We start from the raw sequence: 24,094 nt of genomic DNA on the forward strand, positions 1-24,094 counted from the left end.
GCCGCGTCAGAAGTCGATGGCCGCCGACAGCATCAGCGTGCGTGGCGCGCCCACGGTCACGTAGTTGCTGACCACCCAGTAGTTCTTGTCGAACGCGTTTTCCAGGCTGGCGCGCAGCACCACGGGCTTGCCGGAAACCTTGGTGGCGTAGCGGGCGCCGATGTCCAGGCGCGTCCAGTTGCCCACGCGCAGGCGGTTGGCGGCGTCGGCATAGACCGGCGAGGTGTGGATGACGCGGCCGTTCAGGCTCAGGCCCTGCACCCAGGGGGTGTCCCAATCCAGGCCCAGGTTGAAGGTGCGGTCCGGCACGCCGGCGGCGTTGTTGCCCTGGTTCAGACCGCCCGCGGTGCGCGTGAGCTTGGCGTCGTTGAACGCGGCGCTGGCCATCAGGCGCAGGCCGCGCTGGACTTCGCCGTAGGCCGTCAGCTCCAGGCCGCGGTTGCGTTGCTCGCCACCGAAGCTGTACACGTTGGTGACCGGGTCGGTGACCGCGCCGGGCTTCTTGATCTGGTAGATGGCGGCCTGGGTCGTGAGCTGGCCCCAGTCCACTTTCACGCCCACTTCGTGCTGCTTGGATTTTTGCGGGGCGAAGGTCTCGCCGGCGTTGGCGGTGGTGACACCGGCGGTGGCACCGCGGGTGAGGCCTGCGGTGTAGTTGGCATAGACCGAGATGTTCCTCGCGGGCTTGAACACCACGCCCGCCAGCGGCGTCACGGCGCTCTTGTCGTAGCGGCTGGTGGAGACGCCGGTGGTGGGCGTGAAGTTTTCCTGCTCCATGGTCTGGTGGCGCAGGCCCAGGGTCACCAGCAGGCGGTCGTCGAGGAAGGCCATGGTGTCGGCCAGCGCCAGGCTCGACTGGTCGGTGACCGAGCTTTTGCCGGGTGCGCCGCGCGCCACGGTCATGGCGGGCAGGGGCGAGGGGTTGTACAGGTTGGAGGCGTTGGTCGTGGCCGAGGTGGCGTAGAAGTAGCCCGTTTCCTGGTTCAGGTAGTTCGCGCCCAGGGCCAGCGTGTGGCCGACGCTGCCGGTCTTGAAGCGCGTGCGCAGGCCGACGTCGGCGGCCTTGGACTTCGTGTACTGGTCGTAGTAGGCGTTCGACACCCGGAAGTTGCCCAGCGCGTCGGGCCGGCCGCTGGGGAAGGTCTGCTCGTAGTCCATGTCCATGTAGCCCAGGCTGCCGTAGACGGTGGTGCGGTCGTTCAGGTCGTGTTCCAGGCGCGACATGACCGTCTTCACGTTGTCCTGCAGCTTCGTGCCGGGGTAGAAGTTGAGCCGCGCGTCGGGCACGGCCGGCACCGAGGTGGCCGTGCCGGCGAAGTTGATCTGGGGCCGGAACTCCTTGGTTTCGCCGCGCGTGGCGAAGGCGTCCAGCGACCAGCGCGTGCGGGCGCCGGCGTAGTCCAGGCCGACCGAGCCCAGGCCCAGGTTCTGCTTGCCGCCGTCGATGTTGCCCTCGCCGCCGCGCACCAGGCCGTTCACGCGCACGCCCCACTGGTTGTCTTCGCCGAAGCGGCGGCCCACGTCCAGGTGGGTGCCGAACTGCGCCTTGCCCATGTAGGTGGTGGTCAGCCGCGTGAGCGGCACGTCCGCCGCGCGCTTGGTCACCACGTTGATGCTGCCGCCGACGCTGCCGCTCGGGCCCACGCCATTGGTCAGCGCGCCGGGGCCCTTGAGCACTTCGACGCGCTCGACGGTCTCCAGCGGGATGCTGGTGGACGGCGCCAGGCCGAACAGCCCGTTCATGCTGATGTCGCTGTTGGACAGGGTGAAGCCCCGCACCTGGAAGTCGTCGCCGAAGCCGCCGCGCGAGGTGAGCGTGCGCACCGAGGCGTCGTTCATCACCACGTCCGCCACGGTCCGTGCCTGCTGGTTGTCGATCAGCTCCGAGGTGTAGTTGGTGGTGCTGAACGGGACGTTCATCAGGTCGGTGTTGCCCAGGATGCCCAGGTTGCCGCCACGCGCGAACTGCCCGCCCGAATAGGTCTTTTGCAGGCCGCCGATGGCCTCGGCCTGGTCGGATACGACCACTTCGTCGAGCGCCGTCCGGGCGGCGGTCTGCGCGCCGGCGCCGGTGGCGGCGATGAGAAGGCCGGCGCCGACGCAATGGCGGACGAGGCGGGCGAGCGGGGTGGGGGCGAATCGGGGTTCTGCGCGGCTGGCGTGTCGGTGCATGGTGTTCAGGAGCGGGCTTTGCGGCCGGCGGGCCGGGGTCCATGGCGAGGCCGTGAAAGGCCGGGAGAGGACCGCCGGGCGGCGGAAAGCGGTTAGAAGAATGAGAAGCGTTATCAATTATGAAGTCACCACCACGGGCCGATCGGGGTCGTCGGCCGGGCGCGTGGGATTGGTGCTATCAATTAAATAGCGTCGAAGGCAATCAAAACGCCGGCATGGGCCCGATTCGGCCCATATCCCGCCCGGCGGAATGCGATGACGAAGTCCTCCGAGCGGACTGCGGCGGCGCCTGGCCGGCCGGCGCGCCGCGCCGCCGCCGCAGCGGCCGCCGCTCCAGGGCGCCGGCCGGAACCGTCATGCCGGGCGGGCACAATACCGCCCACCATGCTGATGTACCCCCAAATCGACCCCATCGCCCTGCAAGTGGGCCCGCTGGCCATCCACTGGTACGGCCTGACCTATCTGGCGGCCTTCGCGCTGTTCATGTTCCTCGGGGTGCGGCGCCTGCGCCACCAGCCCTTCGCCTCCATCACCGGGCCGGGTGCCTGGACGCGGCGCGACGTGGAGGACATCCTCTTTCTCGGCGTGGTGGGCGTGGTGGCGGGGGGGCGGCTGGGCTACTGCCTGTTCTACAAGCCGGGCTACTACCTGTCCAACCCGCTGGAGATCTTCTACATCTGGCAGGGCGGCATGAGCTTTCACGGCGGGCTGCTGGGCGTGATCGCCGCGATGGTGTGGTTCGCGCATTCGCGCAAGCGGCCCTGGCTGCAGGTGGCCGACTTCGTGGCGCCGTGCGTGCCGACGGGGCTCGCGGCCGGGCGCGTGGGCAACTTCATCAACGGCGAGCTGTGGGGGCGCTTCAGCAGTCCGGACTTGCCCTGGGGCATGGTGTTCCCGCAAAGCGGCTCGCTGCTGCCGCGCCACCCGTCGCAGGTGTACCAGTTCCTGCTGGAGGGCGTGCTGCTGTTCGTGCTGCTGTGGCTCTATGCCCGCCGCGAGCGCCGCCAGGGCGAGGTGGCCGCGGCCTTCCTGGTGGGCTACGGCAGCTTCCGCTTCATCGCCGAATACTTCCGCGAGCCGGATGCGTTCCTGGGCATCCTCTCGCTGGGCATGAGCATGGGCCAATGGCTGTGCGTGCCGATGATCGTCGCCGGCATCGCCATGTGGGTGTGGGCGCGGCGCCAGCCGGTGCTGCAAAGGGCTTGAGGCCCCAGGGGCCTCCAGCACAATAAATACTAGGGCATGTTGCTATTGAAAATATAGCAAACGCCCTGGGGGCGAATTGGCACCCGGGGTGCCTCAGACCGCCGTGCGCCGCGGCGCCATCGACCACAGCAGGCCCAGCGCCACGGCCAGCAGGACCAGCATGGCCGCGTTGATGGCGGTCCATCCGATGCCCGACAGCAGCGCGCCCGAGCCGAACGACATGGCCACAGCCATGCCGCCGTTGCACAGCTCCATCAGCGCCTGGGCCGGGCCGCGTTCGTGCTCCGCATGGTTTTCGGACAGCAGCGTGGTGCCGGCGATCAGCATCAGGTTCCAGCCCACGCCCAGCAGCAGCGAGCTGGCCAGGAACTGCGCGAACCCCAGGCCCGACAGCGCCACCGTCGCGCTGGCCACCAGCGCCAGGGCGCCCGCGCCGGCCACGCGCCGGCTGCCCCAGCGGTCCACCAGCGGGCCGGCGAAGAACGCCGGCAGGAACATGCCCACCACGTGCCACTGGATCACCCGCGCCGCCTGGGCCGTGGAGAAGCCGCACCCATCCATGGCCAGCGGGGTGGCGTTCATGGCCAGGATCATCAGGCCGTGGCCGATGGCCGTCATGCCCACGGCGGCGCGCAGGGCGGGGCGCCGCAGCAGCGCGAGCAGCATCGCGCGCCCGGCGGCGGCCGGCTGCGGCGCCACGCCTTCGCGCAGCCGCGCCATGGCGGCGACGCCCAGCGCCGCCAGGGCCGCGATGGCCAGGTAGGAGCCCACGAACGGCGTGGCCAGCGCATCGCGCGAGCCCACCGCCACGGCCGGCGCGAGCAGCGCGGCGCACAGGCCCCCGCCTACCACGCAGGCCGCGGCCCGGCCCTTGTGGCGCGGGTCCACGGCCTCCAGCGCGGCGTAGCGGTAGTAGCCGGCTGAGGCCTGGTAGACACCGATGCAGGCCGTGCCCACGCACAGCAGCGCGAAGCTGCCCGCCGCCACCGCCAGGGCGCACACCAGGCCCCCGGCCACGCCGAAAGCGGCGCCCAGCACCAGGCCCGGCCGCCGGCCGCGCCGCTGCATGAACAGCGACAGCGGCGACACCGCCAGCAGGTTGCCCAGCACCAGCAGCGCCAGCGGCAGGGTGGCGAACGCGCCCCAGGGCGATAGCCGCAGCCCGACGAGGGACGTGAGGGTGATGCCGATGATGGAGCACGACCAGTAGAGCGCCTGGCCGGCGAACAGCAGACGGATGGCGGGGTTGCGAAGCAGCATGGCAGGGCCTGTGAGGGAGATGAAAAACGGAAAAGGGAAGGGCGGCCGAGCCGTGGCGCGGTGCGATGGGCCGGCCTCAGCGACCCGGGGCTTTCTCTGCCGGCCGCCGCGTCAGCCCGGCCGGGCCGCGCCGGCCGTCCCGGCGCCGAAGCGCTCGGCGTAGGCCTGCGGGCTCACGGCCCGGTGCTTGTGGAAGGCGCGCCGCAGCGTCTCGGGATGCTGGAACCCGCACAGCCGCGCCACGGTGGACACCGAGGCCTGCGCGTGGGCCAGCAGGGCCGACGCCGCCTCCACCCGCACCCGCTCCACGTAGCGCGCGGGCGTGGTGCCCAGCTCGCGCTGGAATACGCGAGTCAGGGTGCGCGGCGGCATGCAGGCGCGGGCGGCCAGCGCGTCCAGCGACAGGTCGCCGCCCAGGTGGCCGGGAATCCATTCCAGCAGCGGCGTGAGGCGGGGCGCGTGCGCCGCATCGGGCGCCAGCAGGGGGCTGAACTGCGCCTGCCCGCCCGGCCGGCGCAGGTACATCACCAGGCGGCGCGCCACCGCCAGCGCCATGGCGCGGCCCAGGTCGTGCTCCACCAGCGCCAGGGCCAGGTCGATGCCCGCCGTCACGCCGGCCGAGGTGAAGACGTGGCCATCGCCATCGATGCCGCCCGGGTCGTAGGTGTGCAGCCGGTCGCCCGCCACCCGCACCTGCGGATGGCCCTGGCGCAGGCCGTCCACGCTGTCCCAGTGGGTGGTGGCGGGCCGCCCGTCCAGCAGGCCGGCGCGGGCCAGCAGCAGCGCGCCCGAGCACACCGATCCCACGCGCCGGGCGGTGCGCTCGGCCTGCCGCAGCCAGTCGTGCAGGGCCGCGTCGTCCAGCTGGGCATCCACGCCCATGCCGCCGGGCACGAGCAGGGTGTCCAGGCCAGGGAGCGCCACGTCGCGACGCGCCGCGTCGGCCACCACGGCGAAGCCGGCGGAGCACGCCACCGGGCCGGCGGCCTCGGCCACCAGTTGCAGGGCGTAGGCCGGCGCGCGGCCCTGGCGCTCCATCTCGACATTGGCGGAGGCGAAGACCTGCAGCGGGCCGACCACGTCCAGGCTCATGAAGCCGGGGTACAGCAGGCAGGCGATGCGGCGGGGGCGTGGTGGGGTCATGCGCTGCAGTGTCGCGCGGCGCGGCGGTGGCTGCAATGACAACCATCGCACAGATCCGGCCACTTTCTGCGGAGCCAGTCGGCCGCGCAGGCGCCACCGCATGGGGGTTTTCGCGGCCCAGGGAATCCCTGATGGGAAAGTGGCGGCTCCATCGCCATAATTATGTGAAATTACGCACATTGCCGCGCGATGCCGGCAGGTTGCGTTTCGTTGCCACCGCTTGCGAGGTTGATCGAGCCACTCACCGCCGCCCACCGCCGCTCTTTTTCATGTCCTCCCTTCCCGCCACCGCGCGCGCACTCCCCCTGTCCTTGCATTCCGAGGCGGCCGAGCGCCTCCGCGAGCTGATCTTTGCCGGGCAGCTGCCCCCGGGTGGGTTCGTGGACGAGATCGCGCTGTGCGACCGGCTGGCCATCTCGCGCACCCCGCTGCGCGAGGCGCTCAAGGTGCTGGTGGCCGAGGGCCTGCTGCGCCACGAGCCGCGCCGGGGCTGCTTCGTGGCCGAGGTGACCGAGCGCGACCTGGACGAGATCTTCCCGGTGATCGCCCTGCTGGAGGGCCGCGCCGCGCACGAGGCCACCCTGCGCGCCAGCGAGGCCGACCTCGCTGCGCTGGAGGTGCTGCACGAGCGCCTGCGCGAGCACGCCGCAGCCGGCCGCATCGGCGAGTACTACGCGGCCAACCACGCCATCCACGAGGCGCTCATCACGCTGGCCGACAACCGTTGGCTGGCCCAGGTGATCGGCGACCTGCGCAAGATCCTGCGGCTGGCCCGCCTGCAGCAATTGCGCGCCCCGGGGCGGCTGCAGCAGAGCCTGGCCGAGCACCTGGAGCTGTTCGATGCCATCAAGCTGCGCGCTCCCGAGGTGGCCGAGGAGGCCATGCGCACCCACCTCGTGCGCCAGCGCGCCGCGCTGCGCGACATCGCCCGGAACCCCCCATCGAGGATCACGCCATGAATGCCACTGCGGAATGGATCACGCGCAGCGTCTCCCGCCTGCGCCCCGCTGACAAGACCACCGGATCGGCCGACGGCGCGGGCAGCGGCCCGGCCAAGGCGCCGGTGCCGCGCTCCACGCACGAACGCCTGCAGGCCACGCTGCGCCGCGGCCAGGAGGCGCTGTCGCCACGCGCGCTGCGGCGCCTGCTGGCCGACCTGCAGGAGGTGGGCGCGCCGCAGGTGAGCGAGGTCGAGGGCGGCCGCCGCGCCGAGGCCGTCGCCGCCTGGTACCACGCGGCCGAGCCCGAGGAGCGCCGCGACATGTGGCTGTTGCTGTGCGAGCAGTTCGCGCCCGATGCCACGCGCTTCAAGTCGGCGCGCCAGCGCTACGAGGCGGCGGCCGGCACGGCCGAGGAAGCCCATGCCGAGATCCACCTGCGCCGCGCGCTGGTGTCGCCGCGCACGCGGCTGCTGCAGCGCTTTGCGGTGTTTCCGAACGGCATGCGCTTTCTGCTCGACCTGCGGGCCGAGTTGCTGACGCAGCTCAAGGGCGACAAGCGGCTGCTCGCGCTCGATGCCGAGCTGGAGCAGCTGTTTTCCACCTGGTTCGACGTGGCGTTCCTGGAGCTGAAGCGCCTGTCGTGGGATTCGCCCGCCTCGCTGATCGAAAAGCTCATCAAGTACGAGGCGGTGCACGACATCCGCAGCTGGGCGGACCTGAAGAACCGGCTGGACAGCGACCGGCGCTGCTACGGCTTCTTCCACCCGCGCCTGCCCAACGAGCCGCTGATCTTCGTGGAGGTGGCGCTGGTGGCCGACCTGTCCAGCAGCATCACGCCGCTGCTGGACGAGGGCGCGGCGCCGTCCGACCTGTCGAAGGCGACCACGGCGATCTTCTACTCGATCAGCAACACGCAGACGGGGCTGCGCGGGGTGAGCTTCGGCGATTCGCTCATCAAGCACGTGGTGGAGACGCTGAACGCGGAGTTTCCGCGCCTGCGCACCTTCGCCACGCTGTCGCCGATCCCGGGGTTCCGTTCGTGGCTGTCCAAGCACTGCGCCGCCGCGCTCGATGCGCTGGATGACAAGCGCCGCGCCGAGCTGGGCAAGGCCGTGGGGTTCGAGCCGCCGCAGGCCGCCCACGTGCTGGCCGCGGCCGACAAGGCGCTGGAGCTGCCCCCGAAGTCGCCCGTGCGCCAGCTGCTGCTGCAGTGCGCCGCGCGCTACCTGGGGCGCGAGCTGCACGAGGGCAAGCCGGTGGACCCGGTGGCGCGCTTTCACCTGGGCAACGGCGCGCGCGTGGAGCGCCTGAACTGGGCGGGCGACCCGTCGTCCAAGGGCCTCAAGCAATCGTTCGGCCTGATGGTCAACTATCTCTACGATCTCAAGCGGATCGACAAACACCGCGGCCTGCTGGCGCAGGGCCGCGTGCCGATGTCGGGAGACATCGAGAGCCTGTGCCGGGACTGAGGCGGTGTGAGCGGGGCAGAAAGAAAAAAGGCCGGTGCGCGCCATGAAAGCGCCCGAGCCTTTTCGCCCCGCGGGTCAGATGGCACCGGCGCCATGAGCGCGCCTTCCTTGCATGCATGACAAAGACCCACAACGACAGGAGACAGACACCATGAACCATTCCCCTTTGCAGCGCCGCGGCGTGCTGCGTGGCGCGGCCGCGGCCGGCCTGGCGCTGGCCACCGGCCGGGTGTTGGCGGCCGACCCCTGGCCGGCCAAGCCGGTGAACCTCGTCGTGCCGTTCCCGGCCGGCGGCGGCACGGACGCCTTCGCGCGGCCGTTCGCGGCGCAGTTCGCCAAGTCCACCGGCAAGATGCTGATCATCGACAACCGTGGCGGCGCGGGCGGCACCGTCGGGGCCAGCTTCGCGGCCAAGGCGCAGCCCGACGGCTACACGCTGTTCATGGGCGGCACGCACCACGTGATCGCGCCCTCGATGTACCCCAAGCTCGACTACGACATCGAGAAGGACTTCATCCCGCTCGCGCTGCTGGCCAACGTGCCGCAGGTGCTGGTGGTCAACCCGCGCACGGTGCAGGCCACCACCATGCCGCAGTTCCTGGACTTCCTGCGGCGCAACCCGGCCAAGCTCAACTACGCCTCGGCCGGCGCGGGCACCTCGCACCACCTGGCGGGCGAGCTGTTCAAGCTGCAGACCAACACCTTCATCACGCACATTCCCTACCGAGGCGCAGGCCCGGCGCTGCAGGACCTGATCGGCGGCAACGTGGACATGATGTTCGACGGGCTGGGCTCGTCCGCCGCGCACATCAAGGGCGGGCGGATCAAGGCGCTGATGGTGGCCGGCGCCCGGCGCAACCCGGCCTTCCCCGACGTGCCCTGCGCGGCCGAGGTGGGCCTGCCCGACTACACCGTGACCACCTGGTACGGCCTGTGGGCGCCCAAGGGCACGCCGGCCGACCTGCAGGCGCGCATCGTCGAGGAGACGCAGCGCCTGGGCACGGCCGAGGACCTGAAGGCCGTGTGGGCCAAGAACGGCGCCGACTACGGCGGCCTGTCCCAGACGCAGTTCGCCGCCATGGTCCACTCGGAGGTTCGCCGCTGGGCGAAGGTGGTCAAGGATTCGGGCGCCAAGCTCGATTGACCGGAGCCCCCGGGCGGGGCTGCAAGGCGGCCGATGCGGCCGGTGGAAACGGCGGACATGGTGGAGAAGGCGGACATGGCGGGTGACATCGGGGTGGAGCGGGTCGACGGGGCGGATGGCGCTCCCGGGGTGGTGCGCGTGGTGCTGCGTCACCCGGGGCGGCTCAACGCCATGTCCCGCGCCATGTGGCGGCAGCTGCGCGCCGTGTTCGAGCAGCTGCAGGCCGATGCCGGCGCGCGCTGCGTGCTCATCGAAGGCGAGGGCGATGCCTTCTGCGCGGGCGGCGACATCTCCGAGTACCCGGCGTTCCGCTTCGACCGCGAGGCGCTGCGCGACTTCCACGAAACCGACGTGTGGGGTGGCCTGGCGGCCATGCTGGCGTGCGACGTGCCCATCGTGGCCGGCATCCGCGGCGCCTGCATGGGCGCGGGCGTGGAGATCGCCAGCTGCTGCGACGTGCGCATCGCCGGCGCGGGGGCCCGCTTCGGCGCGCCGATCGCGCGGCTGGGCTTTCCGATGGCCCCGCGCGAGGCGCAATTGGTGGCCGGCGCGGTGGGCGATCTGATCGCCCGGCAGATGCTGCTGGAGGCCGCCACCTTCGGGGCCGAGGCCATGGCGGCGCGGGGCTTCCTGAACCGCGTGGTGGCCGACGAGGCGCTGGCCGCCGAAGCCCTGGCCAGCGCCCGGCGCATCGCCGCGCTCGCCCCCGCCGCGGCGCGCATGAACAAGCAGACGCTTCGTGCCTTGAAAGGGCCTGCGGCGCATATTCCACTAGGGCATGGTGCTATGAATAATGTAGCAATTGACCCGGCGGCCACCGCACCGGGGCAGGGGCCGGGCCCCTTCGCCGACCCCGATCCCTATGCCTACGCGGACAGCCCCGAGCACCGCGAAGGCATCATGGCGTTCCTGGCCAAACGTCCTCCCGTCTTCTGACACCCGACCGTTTTCCTTTTTTTTGTATGAGCCAACACAACCTGTACACCGCCCTGCGCGCGGCCTTTCCGGACGACCTGGATGCCGTCGCCGTCGAAACCACGGCGGCCGACGGCACGCCCCTGCACTACACCTGGAGCGACCTGGACCGCGCCAGCGCGCGCATCGCCAACCTGCTGGCGTCGCTGGACCTGCCGGACGGCAGCCGCATCGCGGTGCAGGTCGAAAAGTCAGTCGAGGCCCTGCTGCTGTACCTGGCCACGCTGCGCGCGGGGCATGCCTTCCTGCCGCTGAACACGGCCTACCAGAGCGGCGAGATCGAATACTTCGTCGGCAATGCGGAGCCCGCAGTGGTGGTGTGTTCTCCCGCCAACTTCGGCTGGGTGTCCAAGATCGCCTTCACGGCCGGCACGCAGCACGTGTTCACGTTGGGCGACGACCGCACCGGCACCCTGCTGGAGCGTGCCGCGCACCACGGCGACACGCACCTGCCCGTGCCGCGGGCGGCCGACGACCTGGCCGCCATCCTGTACACCAGCGGCACCACCGGCCGCAGCAAGGGGGCGATGCTCACGCACGGCAACCTGCTGTCCAACGCGCAGGTGCTCAAGGAATACTGGGGTTTTCGGCCGGACGACGTGCTCATCCATGCGCTGCCCATCTTCCATGTGCACGGCCTGTTCGTGGCGATCCATGCGGCGCTGCTCAACGGCAGCAAGATGATCTGGCTGGCGCGGTTCGACCCGCGCGCGGTGGTCGCCGCGATGCCGCGCGCCACCGTCTTCATGGGCGTGCCTACGCTGTACGTGCGCCTGCTGGCCGAGCCGGGCCTCACCCGCGAGGCGGTGCGGAACATGCGCCTGTTCATCGCGGGCTCGGCGCCGCTGCTGATCGAGACCTTCCGCGAATGGCAGCAGCGCACGGGCCACACCATCCTGGAGCGCTATGGCATGAGCGAGACCATCATGCTCACCTCCAACCCCTACACGGCCGACCCGCGCCACGGCGGCCAGGACGAACGCCGGGGCGGCACCGTGGGCTTTGCCCTGCCGGGCGTGGGCCTGCGCGTGGTGGACGATGCGGGCGCGCCGCTGCCCGTGGGCGAGATCGGCAATATCCAGGTGCGCGGGCCCAACGTGTTCAAGGGCTACTGGCGCATGCCCGAGAAGACGCAGGAAGAGTTCAGCACCGATGCCAACGGGCACCGCTGGTTCAAGACCGGCGACGTGGGCCGCGTGGACGAACGCGGCTACGTGAGCATCGTGGGCCGCAGCAAGGACCTCATCATCAGCGGGGGCTACAACGTCTATCCGGCCGAGATCGAGGGCTACATCAACGAGATGCCCGGCGTGGCCGAGAGCGCGCTCATCGGCGTGCCGCACCCGGACTTCGGCGAGGTCGGCGTGGCCGTCATCACGCCCAAGCCCGGCGCGCAGCTCGATGGCGACGCCATCGTGGGGCGGCTCAAATCGCAGCTGGCCAACTTCAAGATCCCCAAGCGCTGCTTCATCGCCCCCGAACTGCCCCGCAACGCCATGGGCAAGGTGCAAAAGAACCTGCTGCGCGAGCAGCACAAGGGGCTGTTCGCCTGACCCGGCGCGGCCCCGGCGGGCCCGGGCCGCGGAACGCGGGGGAAAAGCCGCTTCACCGATGGGGTGGCAGGTGCTAACCTGACCCTTGCCCTTGCCCTCTGGAGTCCTGCTGCATGCCTGCCGCCTTGCCCCGGTCCCCGGCGACCCCGGCCCCCCCGAACCTGCCGGACAAGGACCGGTCGGTCGCGTCGGCGGTCCTGTTCGTCGTGCTGGTCGCGCTGCTGCTGGTGGCCTCCAACGTGTGGCTGGCCTGGCGGGCGCGCGATGCCGAGTGGCAGCAGGCCGCCGATGCGGCGCGCAACCTGACGCATGCCGTCGCCCAGCAGACCGATGCCATGTTCGCCGAGGTCGGCCGCGTGGTCGGCAGCGTGGTGTACGAACTGGAGCGCTCGGAGATGGCCCCCGACGCCCTGGAACGCCTGCAGCCCCTGCTGGTCACCCACGTGGCGCAGTCGGAGCACCTGCACGGCATGTTCGTCTTCGGGCCGGATGGCCGCTGGCTGGTCAATTCGCAGCCCGTGCAGAACCCCCAGGCCAACAATGCGGACCGCGCCTATTTCATCCACCACCGCGACAGCCCAAGTACGCGCGTCGCCATCGGCAAGCCCATCGTCAGCCGGTCCTCGGGCGTGTGGATCATTCCGGTGTCGCGGCGCATCGACGACGCCGAAGGGCAGTTCGCAGGGGTGGCGCTCGCCACCATCCGCGTGGACTATGTGCTCGGCCTGCTCAATGGCCTGCAGATCGGGGACAAGGGCGCCATCGCGCTCCTGCTGGGCGACGGCACCGTCCTGGCCCGGCGGCCCTTCTTCGCCGAGGACCTGGGCCGCAGCCTGAGCGGCACGCCGCTGTTCCAGATGCTGATGCAAAGCCGCGCCGGCGTCGCCACCGCGCCATCGCCCATCGACGGGGTGCGCCGGCTGGTGGGCTTCGAGCACACCCGCAACAATGGCCTGTTGGTCACCGTGGCCCTCGCGGAAGACGAGGTGCTGGCCCAGTGGCGCCGCTCGGCCTCGGTGCAGGCCCTGGGCATCCTGCTGCTGGTGGTCGTGATCGGGCTGGCGGGGGGCGGCGTGATCCAGGCGATCCGGCACCGCCGCGACGTCGAGCGCGACCTGACGGCGGCGCGCGATGCGCTGATGCTGGCCAACGACAAGCTGGAGCACCTGGCCGAGCACGACGGCCTGACGGGGCTGTACAACCGCCGCGCCTACGACCAGCACATCGCCAACGCCATGGCCCGCTGCCGGCGCAGCCGCATGCCGGTGTCGGTCGTCCTGTTCGATGTGGATTTCTTCAAGAAGTACAACGACTTCTTCGGCCATCTCAGCGGCGACGAATGCCTGCGCCAGGTCGCCAAGGCGCTGGAGGCGTCGGTGCGCCGGCCGGAGGACATGGTGGCGCGCTACGGCGGCGAGGAGTTCGTGATCGTGCTGCCCGAGACCGACGCATCCGGCGCGGCCCTCGTGGCCTCGGCAGCCCGCGCGGCGGTGCGCGCGCTGCAGATCGCGCACCCGCAAAGCCCCTTCGAGTGCGTGACGGTCAGCGGCGGCCTGGCCTGCTGCGACTGGACGGACGGCGCGCCGGACAACGCCCAGGGCCTGCTGGCCAGCGCCGACGCCGCGCTGTATGCCGCCAAGCAGGCCGGGCGCAACACGGTGCTGTCCCTCGCCGGGCCCGGCGCCCGGGCGGCCTGACCGGCGCGGTGCGGGTCACTGCCAGCACCGCGGCGCAGGGCAGGGCGATGCCCCTGAGTCAGGCCGCCGCCGCTGACCCGCTGGCGCAAAAGATGCAGCCGGCCGCGGGCGCGGTGCCTCCGCCCGGATCGGTGCCCGCCGCGTGGCTGCAGCAGTGCTCCAGCCAGCCGCTCACCAGCCGGTACACCGACAGGTTGGTGCGGGCCGTGGGCGCGCACAGGTAGTAGCCCAGCGGGCTCTGAAAGCGCTGGCCCAGCGGCTCGACCAGCGTGCCGGCCTGCAGTTCGTCCTCCACCAGGCAGGTGGGCACGATGCCCACGCCGAAGCCCGACACGGCGGCCCGGATGATGAGCGAGTACAGGTTGAAGCCCGGCCCGAAGCGGCTGCCGCCGGTGTCGCAGCCGTTCGCCGCCATCCAGTCGTGCCAGGCCAGCGGCACCTCGATGTGCTGCAGCAGCGTGGCGTGCTGAAGGTCGGCCTGGGTGCGCAACGGCAGCGTGTCGCGCAACTGGGGGCTGCAGACGATGCTGGTCTCCTGCCCGATCAGGTAGCGGGCGTTGGCGCTGGGCCAGTTGCCGTAGCCGTACTGGATGGCGGCATCGAACTCGTGCGGCACCGCGAAGTCGTGCGCGTGCTGGTAGCGCACGAAGTTCAGCGACACCTGCGGCAGCGTGCGCTTGAAGTGCCCCAGGCGCGGAAACAGCCACTGCGCCGCGAACGTGGGCGGCACCGAGAGGTTCAGCGCCCCGCCGTCGCCCCCATAGGACATGAGCTGGGCCGTCGCCGATTCCAGCGCGGCGATGGCCGGGCGCGTGGCGTTGAGGTAGGTGGCGCCCGCATCGGTCAGCTTCAGCCCCGACGAGCGGCGGATGAAGAGCTTCTGGCCCAGGTAGTCCTCCAGCGAGGCGATGTGGCGGCTGATGGCGCTTTGCGTCACGCACAGCTCCTTGGCCGCCATGGTGAAGGCCTGGTGCTTTGCCGCAGAGTGGAAAGCGTTCAGTTCGGAGAGGGTGGGGCAGAGGCGGCGCATGCAGTGGTATGAGCTGTAGTCATGGGCAGGTGAGATTTTAGGCGTTGCGACAAGACGGCATTGGCCCGATAAATGCAACCTGTGACGGCGTTGTGACGGTTTTTCCCGAATGAAGGTGCCAGCGTGCACCGCCTTCGGGACGGTACGGGGCGTTGGCCCCCATCGCCGGCAGCCCATGAGTAATTTCGAAGCCCCTATTTTGGATTTTTTGATTCCATGACCGCTTTGTTGATTGAAAACAGCCAGGTGCTGGACGTGCATGCCCTGGCGCTGCGCCCGGGTCTTTCGGTGCTGGTGCAGGACGGGCGCATCGCCGCGGTGGGCGAGGGCCTGCAGGCGCCCGAAGGCGCCACGGTGGTCGATGCGCGCGGCATGACGCTCATGCCCGGCATGATCGACTGCCACGTGCACGTGGTGGCCTCGTCGTTCAACCTGGGCGCGGTGGCCAGGATGCCCAACGTGTTCACCATGCTGCGCTCGCTGCCCATCATGAAGGGCATGTTGGAGCGCGGCTTCACCTCGGTGCGCGATGCGGGCGGCGGCGACTGGTCGCTGGCCGAAGCGGTGCGCACGGGGCTGGTGCTGGGCCCGCGCATCTTTCCCTCGGGCAAGGCACTGTCGCAGACGGGCGGGCATGCGGACTTCCGCCAGCGCAACGACGACCTGGACGTGTGCTCGTGCGCCTACAAGCTGGGCAACATCGGCCGCGTGGTCGATGGCGTGGACGCCTGCCGCCTGGCGGTGCGCGAAGAGATCCTCAAGGGCGCCACGCAGATCAAGGTCATGGCCTCGGGCGGCGTGGCCTCGCCCAACGACCCGATCAACAACCTGGGCTATTCCGAGGCCGAGTTGCGCGCCATCGTGGAAGAAGCCTCCAACGCCAACACCTATGTGATGGCCCATGCCTACACGCCCCGCGCCATCGCCCGCGCCGTGCGCTGCGGCGTGCGCACCATCGAGCACGGCAACCTGGTGGATGCCCCCACGGCCGAGCTGATGGCCGAACTGGGCGCCTTCATGGTGCCCACGCTCATCACCTACGAGGGCCTGGCCAACGAGGGCGAGCGCTACGGCCTGCCGGCGGTGTCCATCGCCAAGATCGACTCGGTGCGCGGCCAGGGCAGGCAAGCCATTGAAATCCTCGCCAAGGCCGGCGTGAAGATGGGCCTGGGCAGCGACCTCCTGGCCGAGACGCACTACCTGCAGGCCGACGAGCTGCGCCTGCGCGCCGACGTGCTGGGCAACGGCCCGGTGCTGCAGCAGGCCACGCTGGTCGGCGCCGAGATCCTCGGGCAGCAGGGCCAGTTGGGCGAGGTGACGCCCGGCGCCATCGCCGACCTGCTGCTGGTGGACGGCAACCCGCTCACCGACATCGCCTGCCTGCTGAACCAGGGCGAGCGCATCCGCGCCATCGTCAAGGACGGCGCGTTCGTGAAAAACAACCTCTGACACCAACCCCCCTGACCTGACCGGAGAACACCATGCAACGTAGAAATTTCGTCAAGCTCGGCGGCGCCGCAGCCGCCCTGCAGTGCCTTCCCTCCATCGGCTTCAGCCAGCAGGGCGAGGTCTTCCGCATCGGCTCGCTCACGCCCATTACCGGCGCCGGCAGCCCCTACGGCCCGGGCATGCAGCAGGCCATCCGCCTGGCGGTGGACGAGGTCAACGCCGCGGGTGGCGCGGGCGGGCGCAAGCTCGAACTCTTCACCGAGGACGACCAGACCAAGCCCGACGCAGCCGTGCTGGCGGCCAAAAAGCTCATCGAGGTGAACAAGGTACAGGCCGTGCTGGGCACCTGGGCTTCGGGCGTGACGCTGGCGGTGATGCCGCTGACCGATGCGGCCGGCATCATCCAGATGAACGTGTCGGGCGCGCCCGCCATCTCCACGCTCGACACCAAGGACCTGGTGTGGCGCTTTCAGGCCACCAACGACCGCTTCGGCGCGGCGTTCGCCGAGATCTGCGCCAAGCGCGGCTTCAAGCGCCCGGCCACCATGGCGTTCAACAACGCCTCGGGCCTGGGCAACGTGGAAGGCTTCACCAAAGTCTGGGAAAAGCGCGGCGGCAAGGTGGCGGCGCACGTCACCTACGAGCCCAGCCGCCCCAGCTACCGCAGCGAGCTGCAGAAGATCCTCGCGGCCAAGCCCGATGTGATCGTGATGGGCTCGTACCTGCCCGACACCACCATCATCCTGCGCGAATGGTTCCAGTCCGGCGCCGACAACAAATGGGTCATTCCTGGCTGGGCCGCCAATCCCGACCTGGTGAAGGCCCTGGGCGCCGAAGTGTGCGAGGGCATCATCTCGGTGGAGACGGTCTCCAACGAAAAGAGCACCTCGTACGCGCAGTTCGACGCGGCCTTCACCAAGGCCACGGGCAAGGCGGCCTCCACCAACATCTACGCCGCCATGGCCTACGACATGGTGATCTCGCTGGCCCTGGCCATGGAAGCCGCTGGCCCCAAGGCCACGGTGGAGCAGGTCAACGCCAAGCTGCGCGAGGTGTCCAACGCCCCCGGCACGGCCGTGTACTCGTTCGCAGAAGGCAAGGCGCAGTTGGGCAAGAAGGCCAAGGTGAACTACGAGGGCGCGTCCAGCAAGCTGGACTTCGACAAGTTCGGCGACGCCACGCCCGACTTCGGCGTGTTCATTATCGAAAAGGGCCAGCTGGTGCGCCGCGACGTGGTGTCCATCACGGTGTGAGCGGGCGCAGCCCGGGCGGCCCCCGAGCGGGGGCGCCCGGGTTTTTCTTGACAAGGCAGGGTAAGAACGAGATGACGCAATGACCTGGATAGCTTTCGCAAACCTGTTGATCAATGGATTGATCGAAGGCCTGGTGGTGGCGCTGCCCGCACTGGCCATGACCCTGGTGATGGGCGTCAACCGCTTTCCCAACGCGGCCACGGGCGACTTCCTGACCACCGGCGCCTATGCCGCCGTGGCGGTGCAGATGCTGGGCGGCTGGCCGCTGTGGGCCGCGGCGCTGGCGAGCATGGCCGCGACCGCCGTGGTGTCCGCGGGCTCGTACACGCTGATCTTTCGCAAGCTGGCCGGGCGGCCCATGGTGTCGTCGATGCTGGCGGCCATCGGCCTGGGCTTTCTGCTGCGCAGTTTGATTTCGTTCTTCGCCGGGCACGACCAGCGCACGTTCGATCTGCCGCTGGTGCGGGCCTGGAACTTCGGCGGGGTGCGCCTGCTGCCGACCGACGTGGCCATCGCGGGCATCGCCGTGCTGTGCCTGCTGGTGGTGTTCGTGCTCATCTACAAAACGAGCTTCGGGCGCCAGCTGCGCGCCGTGGCCGACAGCGCCGACCTGGCGCGCGCCAGCGGCATCCGCGCCGGCGGGCTCATGCTCAGCCTGTGGGTGCTGGTGGGTGCGCTCTCGGCCATCGGCGGCGTGCTACTGGGCATGAAGGCCATCGTCAGCCCCGAGATGGGCTGGGAGAGCTTGATTCCCGCCTTCGCCGCCATGGTGCTGGGCGGCATCGGCAGCCCGGTGGGCGCAGTGCTGGGCGCGCTGCTGCTGTGCGTGGCGCAGGAGCTTGCCGTGCCGCTGCTGGGGCCGTCCTACAAGCTGGTGCTGTCGTTCGTGGTGCTGGCGCTGGTGCTGCTGCTACGCCCGGCCGGCATCATGGGCCGCGTGCAGCTGGTGCGCTGATGCCGAAGGAGCCGAATCCATGATTGCCTACCTTTGCGCCATCGGCGTCATCGCCCTCATCTACTGCCTGCTCGCGCTGGGCCTGAACCTGCAGTTCGGCCTCACGCGGCTGGTGAATTTCGGCGTGGTGGCGTTCTTCGCCGTCGGCGCCTACACCTCGGGCCTGCTGTCGCTGCAGGGCGTGCCGCTGGCGCTGTGCTTCGTGGCCGCAGGCGTGCTTTCGGGCCTGCTGGCGCTGCCCATCGGCCTGTTGTCGCTGCGGCTGCGCGACGACTACCTGGCCATCGTCACGCTCGGCTTCTCGGAGGCCGTGCGCATCTCCATCCAGCAGGAAAGCTGGCTCACCAAGGGCGTGCAGGGCCTGCCGGGCCTGCCCAAGCTGTTCGCGACCTGGGGGCCGGTGTCGGACCTGGCCACGTTCGCCACCTTGCTCGCGCTGGTCGCGCTGGTGTCCTGGGGCACGGTGCGGCTCACGCGCAGCCCCTTCGGGCGGCTGCTGAAAGCCATCGGCGACGACGAGGCCGCGCTGTCGGCGCTGGGCAAGGACCCGGCCTGGTTCAAGGTGCAGGTGTTCATGCTGGGCGCGGCGCTGGCCGGCGTGGCGGGTGCGTTCTACGCGCACTTCATCACCTTCATCACGCCCGAGCAGTTCATTCCGCTCATCACCTTCTACGTGTGGATGGGCCTGGTGATGGGCGGCGCCGGTTCGGTGCGCGGCGCGGTCTTCGGCTCGCTGCTGCTCATGGTGTTCCTGGAGGGCTCGCGCTTCGCCAAGGACTGGGTGCCGGGCGTGTCCGAAGTGGGCATGGCCAGCCTGCGGCTCGCGGCCGTGGGGCTCGCGCTGATCCTGGTCACCCTGTATCGCCCGAGCGGCCTGTTCGGAGGGAAGTCGCAATGATGGCAACGACAGCAGCCACGATGCTGAAAGTGGAGGCCGTGACGCGGCAGTTCGGCGGCTTCAAGGCGGTGGACGGCGTGTCGCTGCAGCTGGCCGAGCAGGAGATCCTGGGCATTGCCGGCACCAACGGCGCGGGCAAGAGCACCCTGTTCGCCGCCATCGCCGGTCAGCAGCCGGCCGATGCCGGGCGCATCACCTTCACCGGCCAGGACATCACCCGCGTGCCGCCGTACCGCCGCGCACGGATGGGCCTGGTGCGCACCTTCCAGATCCCGCGCGAGTTCAAGAGCCTCACCGTGCACGAGAACCTGCTGGCCGCCGCGGCCAACCCGCAGGGCGAGCGCCTGGTGAACGCGTTCTTCCAGACGCGCAGCCTGCGCGAGCACGAAGCGCAGCTGGCGGCCAAGGCCGACGGCATCCTCCAGTTCCTGAACCTGGCGCGTGTGCGCGATGTGCGGGCGGGCGGCCTGTCGGGCGGGCAGAAGAAGCTGGTGGAGCTGGGCCGCGTGCTCATGCTGGACCCGCGCTGCATCCTGCTGGACGAGCCCTTCGCCGGCGTGAACCCTGTGCTGATCGAGGAAATCTGCGACCGCGTGCGCGAGTTGCACGGCCAGGGCATCGCCTTCATCGTGATCGAGCACCACCTGCAGGCGCTCAAGGCGCTGTCGCACCGCATGATCGTGATGGACCGCGGCCGCATCCTCGCCGAGGGCGATCCGCACACCGTGCTGGACGACCCGCGCGTGCAAGAGGCCTACATGGGAGGGGTGGTATGACCAGTGCATCGCACAACGGCAGCGGCAGCGGCAACCTGCTGCAGATCGGGCAGCTGCGCGGCGGCTATTCGGACGTGGACATCATCCATGGCATCGACCTGGCCGTCGCGCCGGGCGAGATCGTCACCATCGCCGGCACCAACGGCGCGGGCAAGTCCACGCTGGTGAAGGCGCTGCTGGGCCTGCTGCCGCGCGTGTCGGGCAGCATCCACCTGGGCGGGCGCGACATCACGCGTCTGTCGGCCGAAGACCGGTTCGACGCGGGCCTGGCCTACGTGCCCCAGGTGGCCAACGTGTTCCCCTCGCTCACCGTGCGCGAGAACCTGCTGGTGGTGCGCGGCGTGCCGCACGTCAAGCGCCGCATGGATGCGGTGCTGGCCGACTTTCCCGCCCTGGTCGAGCGACTGCCGCAGCCGGCCAGCAATCTCTCGGGCGGCGAGCGCCAGCAGCTGGCCTTCGCCCGCGCGCTGATGCCCTCGCCGCGCATCATGGTGCTGGACGAGCCCACGGCGGCGCTGGCGCCTTCGCTGGTCGGCAAGGTGTTCGACATGGTGCGCACGCTGCCCGCCGCCGGCGTGGCGGTGCTGATGGTGGAGCAGCGCGCGCGCCAGGCGCTGCAGATCAGCCAGCAGGGCTACATCCTCGACCAGGGGCGTTGCGTGCTGCAGGGCCCGGCTGACGGGCTGTTGGCCGACGAGCGCATGGCGCAGCTGTACCTGGGCAACCACTGAGGCGGGGAAGGAGCGCCCGCTGCGGTTGGTTGCTCCTTTTTTGATAGCGCAATGCCCTAGTAGTGATTGCGCTGGAGGGCGATTCGATGCGCAATCGCCCTGTAGCGCGGATCGCCCTCGGTCAGCGCAGCACCAGCACGGGGATGTGCGAGTGGGTCAGCACGTGCTGCGTCTCGCTGCCCAGCAGCAGCCGCTGCAGGCCCTTGCGCCCATGCGAGGCCATCACGATCAGGTCGCACTGGTGCTTGCGGGCCGCGGCGATCACCGCCTCGGCGACGAGGTCGGACTTGCTCACCACCGCCTTCACCGCCACCCCCTGGGCGCTGCCCAGCGCCTTGATGCCGTCCACCAGTGCCTTGGCGGATGCGGTCCACTGCGCCTCGATGCGCTTGGCATCGCCCGTGTCCACGATGGAGCCGCCCTCGAAGTAGCTGCGCGGATAGCGCGGCACCACCTTGAGCACGACCACGGCGGCGCCGCTCAGCGCCGCCAGCGCGAGGCCGTGGTCCACGGCCTTGCCGGAGAGTTCGGAGCCATCGGTGGCGATCAGGATGCGTTGGTACATGGAAGACTCCCGAAGTGGACGGAGGATGCCAGCTTACGAAGCCTGGGCAAGGGCAGGCTTGATCCAGGTCAATGTGCGGACGGGGGAGGGCGCATAGCCTCGGGGCCATGCTTTCCCACCGCTTCGAGCCGCCTCCCGACCGCCCCGACCTGACTGCGGGAACGCCGGCCCCGGACGCTCCGTGCGCAGAGCGTGCCTTGCTGCTCGACGACCCGCAGGAGTGGCCCTCGTTCGGCCGCGCCCACCTGCCTGCGGGTGCCGGCGCTGACGCTGACGCCACCGCGCAGACCTGGGAATCGCATGTGGTGCTGGAGGGCATGCACTGCGCCGCCTGCGCCCTGACCATCGAAGACGTCCTGCGCGCTGTGCCCGGTGTGGCGCAGGCCGATGTGAGCGCGGCCACCCGGCGCGCGCGTGTCGTGTGGAATGCCGCCCACGTGCGGCCCTCGCAGTGGATCGCGGCGGTGCGGCGCGCGGGCTACCGGGCCCTGCCGGCCATGGACGCCTTTGCGCGGGCGCAACGCCAAGGCGAGCACCGCCGCGCGCTGTGGCGCTGGCTGGTGGCCGGCTTTTGCATGATGCAGGTGATGATGTACGCGTGGCCCGCCTACGTGGCGCAGCCGGGCGACCTCACGGCCGAGATGGAGCAGCTGCTGCGCTGGGCCTCGTGGGTCATCACGCTGCCGGTGGTCATCTTCGCCTGCGGGCCGTTCTTTGCGAACGCGCTGCGCGACGTGCGCCTGCGCCGGGTGAGCATGGACCTGCCCGTGGCGCTGGGCATGGCCATCACCTTCGGGGTGAGCACGGCGGGCACCTTCGATCCCAGCGGAATCTTCGGGCGCGAGGTGTTCTACGACTCGCTGACCATGTTCGTGTTCTTTTTGCTCACCGGCCGCTGGCTGGAGCTGCGCCTGCGCGACCGCACGGCCGGCGCGCTGGAGGCGGTGATGAACCGCCTGCCCGACAGCGTGGAGCGCCTGCAGGCCGATGGCGCCTTCGTGCGCGTGGCCGTGCGGCGCCTGGCCGTGGGCGACACGGTGCGCGTGCTGCCGGGCGAGGCCTTCCCGGCCGATGGGCGCATCACGCGGGGCGACACGCTCGCGGACGAGGCCCTGCTCACGGGCGAGTCCACGCCCGTGGCGCGGCCCGAGGGCAGCGCCGTGACCGCCGGCAGCTACAACCTGCAGTCGGCCGTGCAAGTTAAGGTGGAGCGGGTGGGGGCCGACACGCGCTTCGCCCAGATCGTGGCGCTGATGGAAAGCGCCTCGCTGCAAAAGCCGCGCCTGGCGCAACTGGCGGACCGCATCGCGCGGCCGTTCCTCATCGCCGTGCTGGCAGCGGCTGCGCTGGCTGCGGCGTGGTGGTGGCCCACCGACCCGGGCCATGCGCTCATGGTGGCGGTGGCGGTGCTCATCGTCACCTGCCCGTGCGCGCTGTCGCTCGCCACGCCCGTGGCCATGCTGACCGCGGCGGGCACGCTGGCGCGCCAGGGCGTGCTGGTGCGCCACCTGCAGGCGCTGGAGGCCCTGGCGGGTGTGGACACCGTGGTGTTCGACAAGACCGGCACCCTCACGCGCGACGGCATGGCCGTGCGCGGCGTTCACCCGGCGCCGGGCCAGGAACGGGCCGACGCCCTCGCACTGGCCGCGGCCGTGGCCCGCCATTCGGTGCACCCGGTGTCGCGGGCGCTGGTGGCTGCGGCATCGCGCGAGGGGCTGCCCGCCGCTTCGCGCTGGCACGTGCTGGAAGTGCACGAACTGGCCGGGCAGGGCCTGGTGGCGCGTTTGCGGGAGGCGGATGAAGGCGCGGATGGCGCCGCCGATGCGCGCGGCCGGCTGGCCCTGGGCGAGCGCACCGTGCGCCTGGGCTCCGTGCGCCATGCGGGCGCCAGCGTCCCGGCAGGTGACGGGGGCGAGGGCGGCGCCACGGATCAGCAGGTGGTGCTGTCCGAGCAGCGCGGCGACGGCACGCGCGTGGAGCTGGCCCGGTTCGACTGGAGCGAAGACCTGCGCCCCGAAGCGCCCCGCGCGGTGCGCCGCCTGCGCGATGCGGGCGTGGCCGTGCAGTTGCTCTCCGGCGACCGGCCCGGCGCGGTGCGGCGCATCGCCAGGCAGGTGGGCATCGAGCGGGCGCAGGGCGACTGCACGCCGCAGGACAAGCTCGCGCTGCTGCAGGCCGAACAGGCGCGCGGCCACCGCGTGGCCATGGTGGGCGACGGGCTCAACGACGGCCCGGTGCTGGCGGGCGCCCATGTTTCGTTCGCCTTCGGCCGCGCCGTGCCGTTGGCGCAGTCCCGCGCGGATTTCGTGGTGATGGGCGGCGACCTGGAGCAGGTGGTGCAGACGCTGCTGCTGGCCCGCCGCACCCTGCGCGTGGTGCGGCAGAACCTGTGGTGGGCCGCGCTCTACAACGCGCTGTGCGTGCCGCTGGCCGTCGTGGGCTGGATGCCGGCGTGGCTCGCCGGGCTGGGCATGGCGTTCAGTTCGCTGCTGGTGGTCGCGAATGCGGCGCGGCTGGCAGCCGGTACCGGCTCCCCGCACGCTCCCGCTGCGGCACCAGCCGCCCACAGCGACGTGCCGCTGCTGGAAGGTGTGTGATGGACATCCTCTACTTGCTGATTCCCCTGTCCGTCGTGCTGGTGCTGCTGGTTTTGATGGGCCTGGGCTGGGCGGTGTCCCGGGGCCAGTTCGAGGATGTGGAGCAGGAGGGCGAGCGCATCCTGCGAGATGAATGACCGGAGCGCCAAGCCAAACCGTCCCGGCATTCAACGCCCGCCGCGTCACGCAGCGGCTGACGGGGCCCCCTATGGCAGACCAACCGCTGCTGCCGCCACCCGTCGCCCGCGTGACAAACGCGCGGGAAAACCCGCACAGGGGT

20 protein-coding genes are annotated in these 24,094 nt (G+C 70.5%); 15 read left to right on the forward strand and 5 right to left on the reverse strand.

Translation table 11 applies throughout. The annotated features are described in order from the left end of the window. Positions 1–6: 6 nt before the first annotated feature. Entirely contained in the window at positions 7–2,172 is a 2,166-nt protein-coding gene (locus AVMA1855_RS04715) for a TonB-dependent receptor (RefSeq protein WP_284424802.1), read from the reverse strand. 384 nt (positions 2,173–2,556) lie between these two features. Between AVMA1855_RS04715 and lgt the strand changes: the two genes are divergently transcribed. Continuing rightward, positions 2,557–3,378 carry a prolipoprotein diacylglyceryl transferase gene (gene lgt, locus AVMA1855_RS04720; protein WP_284424803.1) on the forward strand — a complete coding sequence of 274 codons (822 nt, stop codon included), beginning with the start codon at positions 2,557–2,559 and terminating at the stop codon, positions 3,376–3,378. A gap of 93 nt (positions 3,379–3,471) precedes the next feature. Here lgt and AVMA1855_RS04725 read toward each other — a convergent pair whose 3' ends face one another. Beyond that, complete coding sequence (locus AVMA1855_RS04725; protein ID WP_284424804.1) at positions 3,472–4,638, reverse strand: MFS transporter; 1,167 nt, start codon at positions 4,636–4,638, stop codon at positions 3,472–3,474. Between the two features lie 111 nt (positions 4,639–4,749). After that, complete coding sequence (locus AVMA1855_RS04730) at positions 4,750–5,781, reverse strand: GlxA family transcriptional regulator (RefSeq protein WP_284424805.1); 1,032 nt, start codon at positions 5,779–5,781, stop codon at positions 4,750–4,752. Positions 5,782–6,050: 269 nt separating this feature from the next. Here AVMA1855_RS04730 and AVMA1855_RS04735 point away from each other — a divergent pair, with 269 nt between their 5' ends. The 6 genes from AVMA1855_RS04735 to AVMA1855_RS04760 all read left to right on the forward strand — a co-directional run bounded on the left by AVMA1855_RS04735 (position 6,051) and on the right by AVMA1855_RS04760 (position 13,560). Then, positions 6,051–6,740 (forward strand): GntR family transcriptional regulator, encoded by a 690-nt coding sequence (locus AVMA1855_RS04735; protein WP_284424806.1) that lies wholly within the window; start codon positions 6,051–6,053, stop codon positions 6,738–6,740. Further along, complete coding sequence (locus AVMA1855_RS04740) at positions 6,737–8,191, forward strand: malonyl-CoA decarboxylase (protein WP_284424807.1); 1,455 nt, start codon at positions 6,737–6,739, stop codon at positions 8,189–8,191. Before AVMA1855_RS04735 ends, AVMA1855_RS04740 begins: the two co-directional genes overlap by 4 nt. A gap of 151 nt (positions 8,192–8,342) precedes the next feature. Next, on the forward strand, positions 8,343–9,335 hold the full coding sequence (locus AVMA1855_RS04745; RefSeq protein WP_272564166.1) for a Bug family tripartite tricarboxylate transporter substrate binding protein: 993 nt from the start codon (positions 8,343–8,345) through the stop codon (positions 9,333–9,335). A gap of 75 nt (positions 9,336–9,410) precedes the next feature. Continuing rightward, positions 9,411–10,271: an enoyl-CoA hydratase/isomerase family protein gene (locus tag AVMA1855_RS04750; RefSeq protein ID WP_284424939.1), complete on the forward strand. Its 861-nt coding sequence runs from the start codon at positions 9,411–9,413 to the stop codon at positions 10,269–10,271. 26 nt (positions 10,272–10,297) lie between these two features. After that, positions 10,298–11,863, forward strand: a complete 1,566-nt coding sequence (locus AVMA1855_RS04755) for a malonate--CoA ligase (RefSeq protein ID WP_284424808.1) — start codon at positions 10,298–10,300, stop codon at positions 11,861–11,863. Positions 11,864–11,976: 113 nt separating this feature from the next. Then, a complete protein-coding gene (locus AVMA1855_RS04760) occupies positions 11,977–13,560 on the forward strand; it encodes a sensor domain-containing diguanylate cyclase (RefSeq protein WP_284424809.1) in 1,584 nt (527 codons plus the stop codon). Positions 13,561–13,618: 58 nt separating this feature from the next. Here AVMA1855_RS04760 and AVMA1855_RS04765 read toward each other — a convergent pair whose 3' ends face one another. Continuing rightward, complete coding sequence (locus tag AVMA1855_RS04765) at positions 13,619–14,590, reverse strand: LysR substrate-binding domain-containing protein (RefSeq protein ID WP_284424810.1); 972 nt, start codon at positions 14,588–14,590, stop codon at positions 13,619–13,621. Positions 14,591–14,806: 216 nt separating this feature from the next. Here AVMA1855_RS04765 and AVMA1855_RS04770 point away from each other — a divergent pair, with 216 nt between their 5' ends. The 6 genes from AVMA1855_RS04770 (at position 14,807) to AVMA1855_RS04795 (ending at position 20,652) form a co-directional block, all read left to right on the forward strand. Continuing rightward, positions 14,807–16,039, forward strand: coding sequence for a metal-dependent hydrolase family protein (locus AVMA1855_RS04770; protein WP_284424811.1), 1,233 nt, complete (start codon positions 14,807–14,809; stop codon positions 16,037–16,039). A 32-nt stretch (positions 16,040–16,071) separates the two neighbouring features. Further along, a complete protein-coding gene (locus AVMA1855_RS04775; protein WP_272548320.1) occupies positions 16,072–17,292 on the forward strand; it encodes an ABC transporter substrate-binding protein in 1,221 nt (406 codons plus the stop codon). Positions 17,293–17,371: 79 nt separating this feature from the next. After that, positions 17,372–18,247, forward strand: coding sequence for a branched-chain amino acid ABC transporter permease (locus tag AVMA1855_RS04780; protein WP_272564160.1), 876 nt, complete (start codon positions 17,372–17,374; stop codon positions 18,245–18,247). Positions 18,248–18,266: 19 nt separating this feature from the next. Beyond that, a complete protein-coding gene (locus AVMA1855_RS04785) occupies positions 18,267–19,145 on the forward strand; it encodes a branched-chain amino acid ABC transporter permease (protein WP_284408897.1) in 879 nt (292 codons plus the stop codon). Then, on the forward strand, positions 19,142–19,921 hold the full coding sequence (locus AVMA1855_RS04790; RefSeq protein WP_502870262.1) for an ABC transporter ATP-binding protein: 780 nt from the start codon (positions 19,142–19,144) through the stop codon (positions 19,919–19,921). The genes AVMA1855_RS04785 and AVMA1855_RS04790 overlap by 4 nt, the downstream gene beginning before the upstream one ends. Beyond that, positions 19,918–20,652 carry an ABC transporter ATP-binding protein gene (locus AVMA1855_RS04795; RefSeq protein WP_284424813.1) on the forward strand — a complete coding sequence of 245 codons (735 nt, stop codon included), beginning with the start codon at positions 19,918–19,920 and terminating at the stop codon, positions 20,650–20,652. Before AVMA1855_RS04790 ends, AVMA1855_RS04795 begins: the two co-directional genes overlap by 4 nt. 121 nt (positions 20,653–20,773) lie before the next feature. Here the strand turns inward: AVMA1855_RS04795 and AVMA1855_RS04800 are convergent, their stop codons facing one another. After that, positions 20,774–21,217 carry a universal stress protein gene (locus tag AVMA1855_RS04800; RefSeq protein ID WP_284406790.1) on the reverse strand — a complete coding sequence of 148 codons (444 nt, stop codon included), beginning with the start codon at positions 21,215–21,217 and terminating at the stop codon, positions 20,774–20,776. Positions 21,218–21,324: 107 nt separating this feature from the next. On the opposite strand from AVMA1855_RS04800, the gene AVMA1855_RS04805 reads away from it, so the two are divergent. Next, on the forward strand, positions 21,325–23,814 hold the full coding sequence (locus AVMA1855_RS04805; protein WP_284424814.1) for a heavy metal translocating P-type ATPase: 2,490 nt from the start codon (positions 21,325–21,327) through the stop codon (positions 23,812–23,814). Then, positions 23,814–23,951 carry a cbb3-type cytochrome oxidase assembly protein CcoS gene (ccoS, locus tag AVMA1855_RS04810; RefSeq protein ID WP_272564155.1) on the forward strand — a complete coding sequence of 46 codons (138 nt, stop codon included), beginning with the start codon at positions 23,814–23,816 and terminating at the stop codon, positions 23,949–23,951. Before AVMA1855_RS04805 ends, ccoS begins: the two co-directional genes overlap by 1 nt. Positions 23,952–24,094 lie beyond the last annotated feature (143 nt).

Source organism: Acidovorax sp. SUPP1855, assembly GCF_030158955.1.
In the GTDB taxonomy this organism is placed as follows: Bacteria; Pseudomonadota; Gammaproteobacteria; order Burkholderiales; family Burkholderiaceae_C; genus Paracidovorax.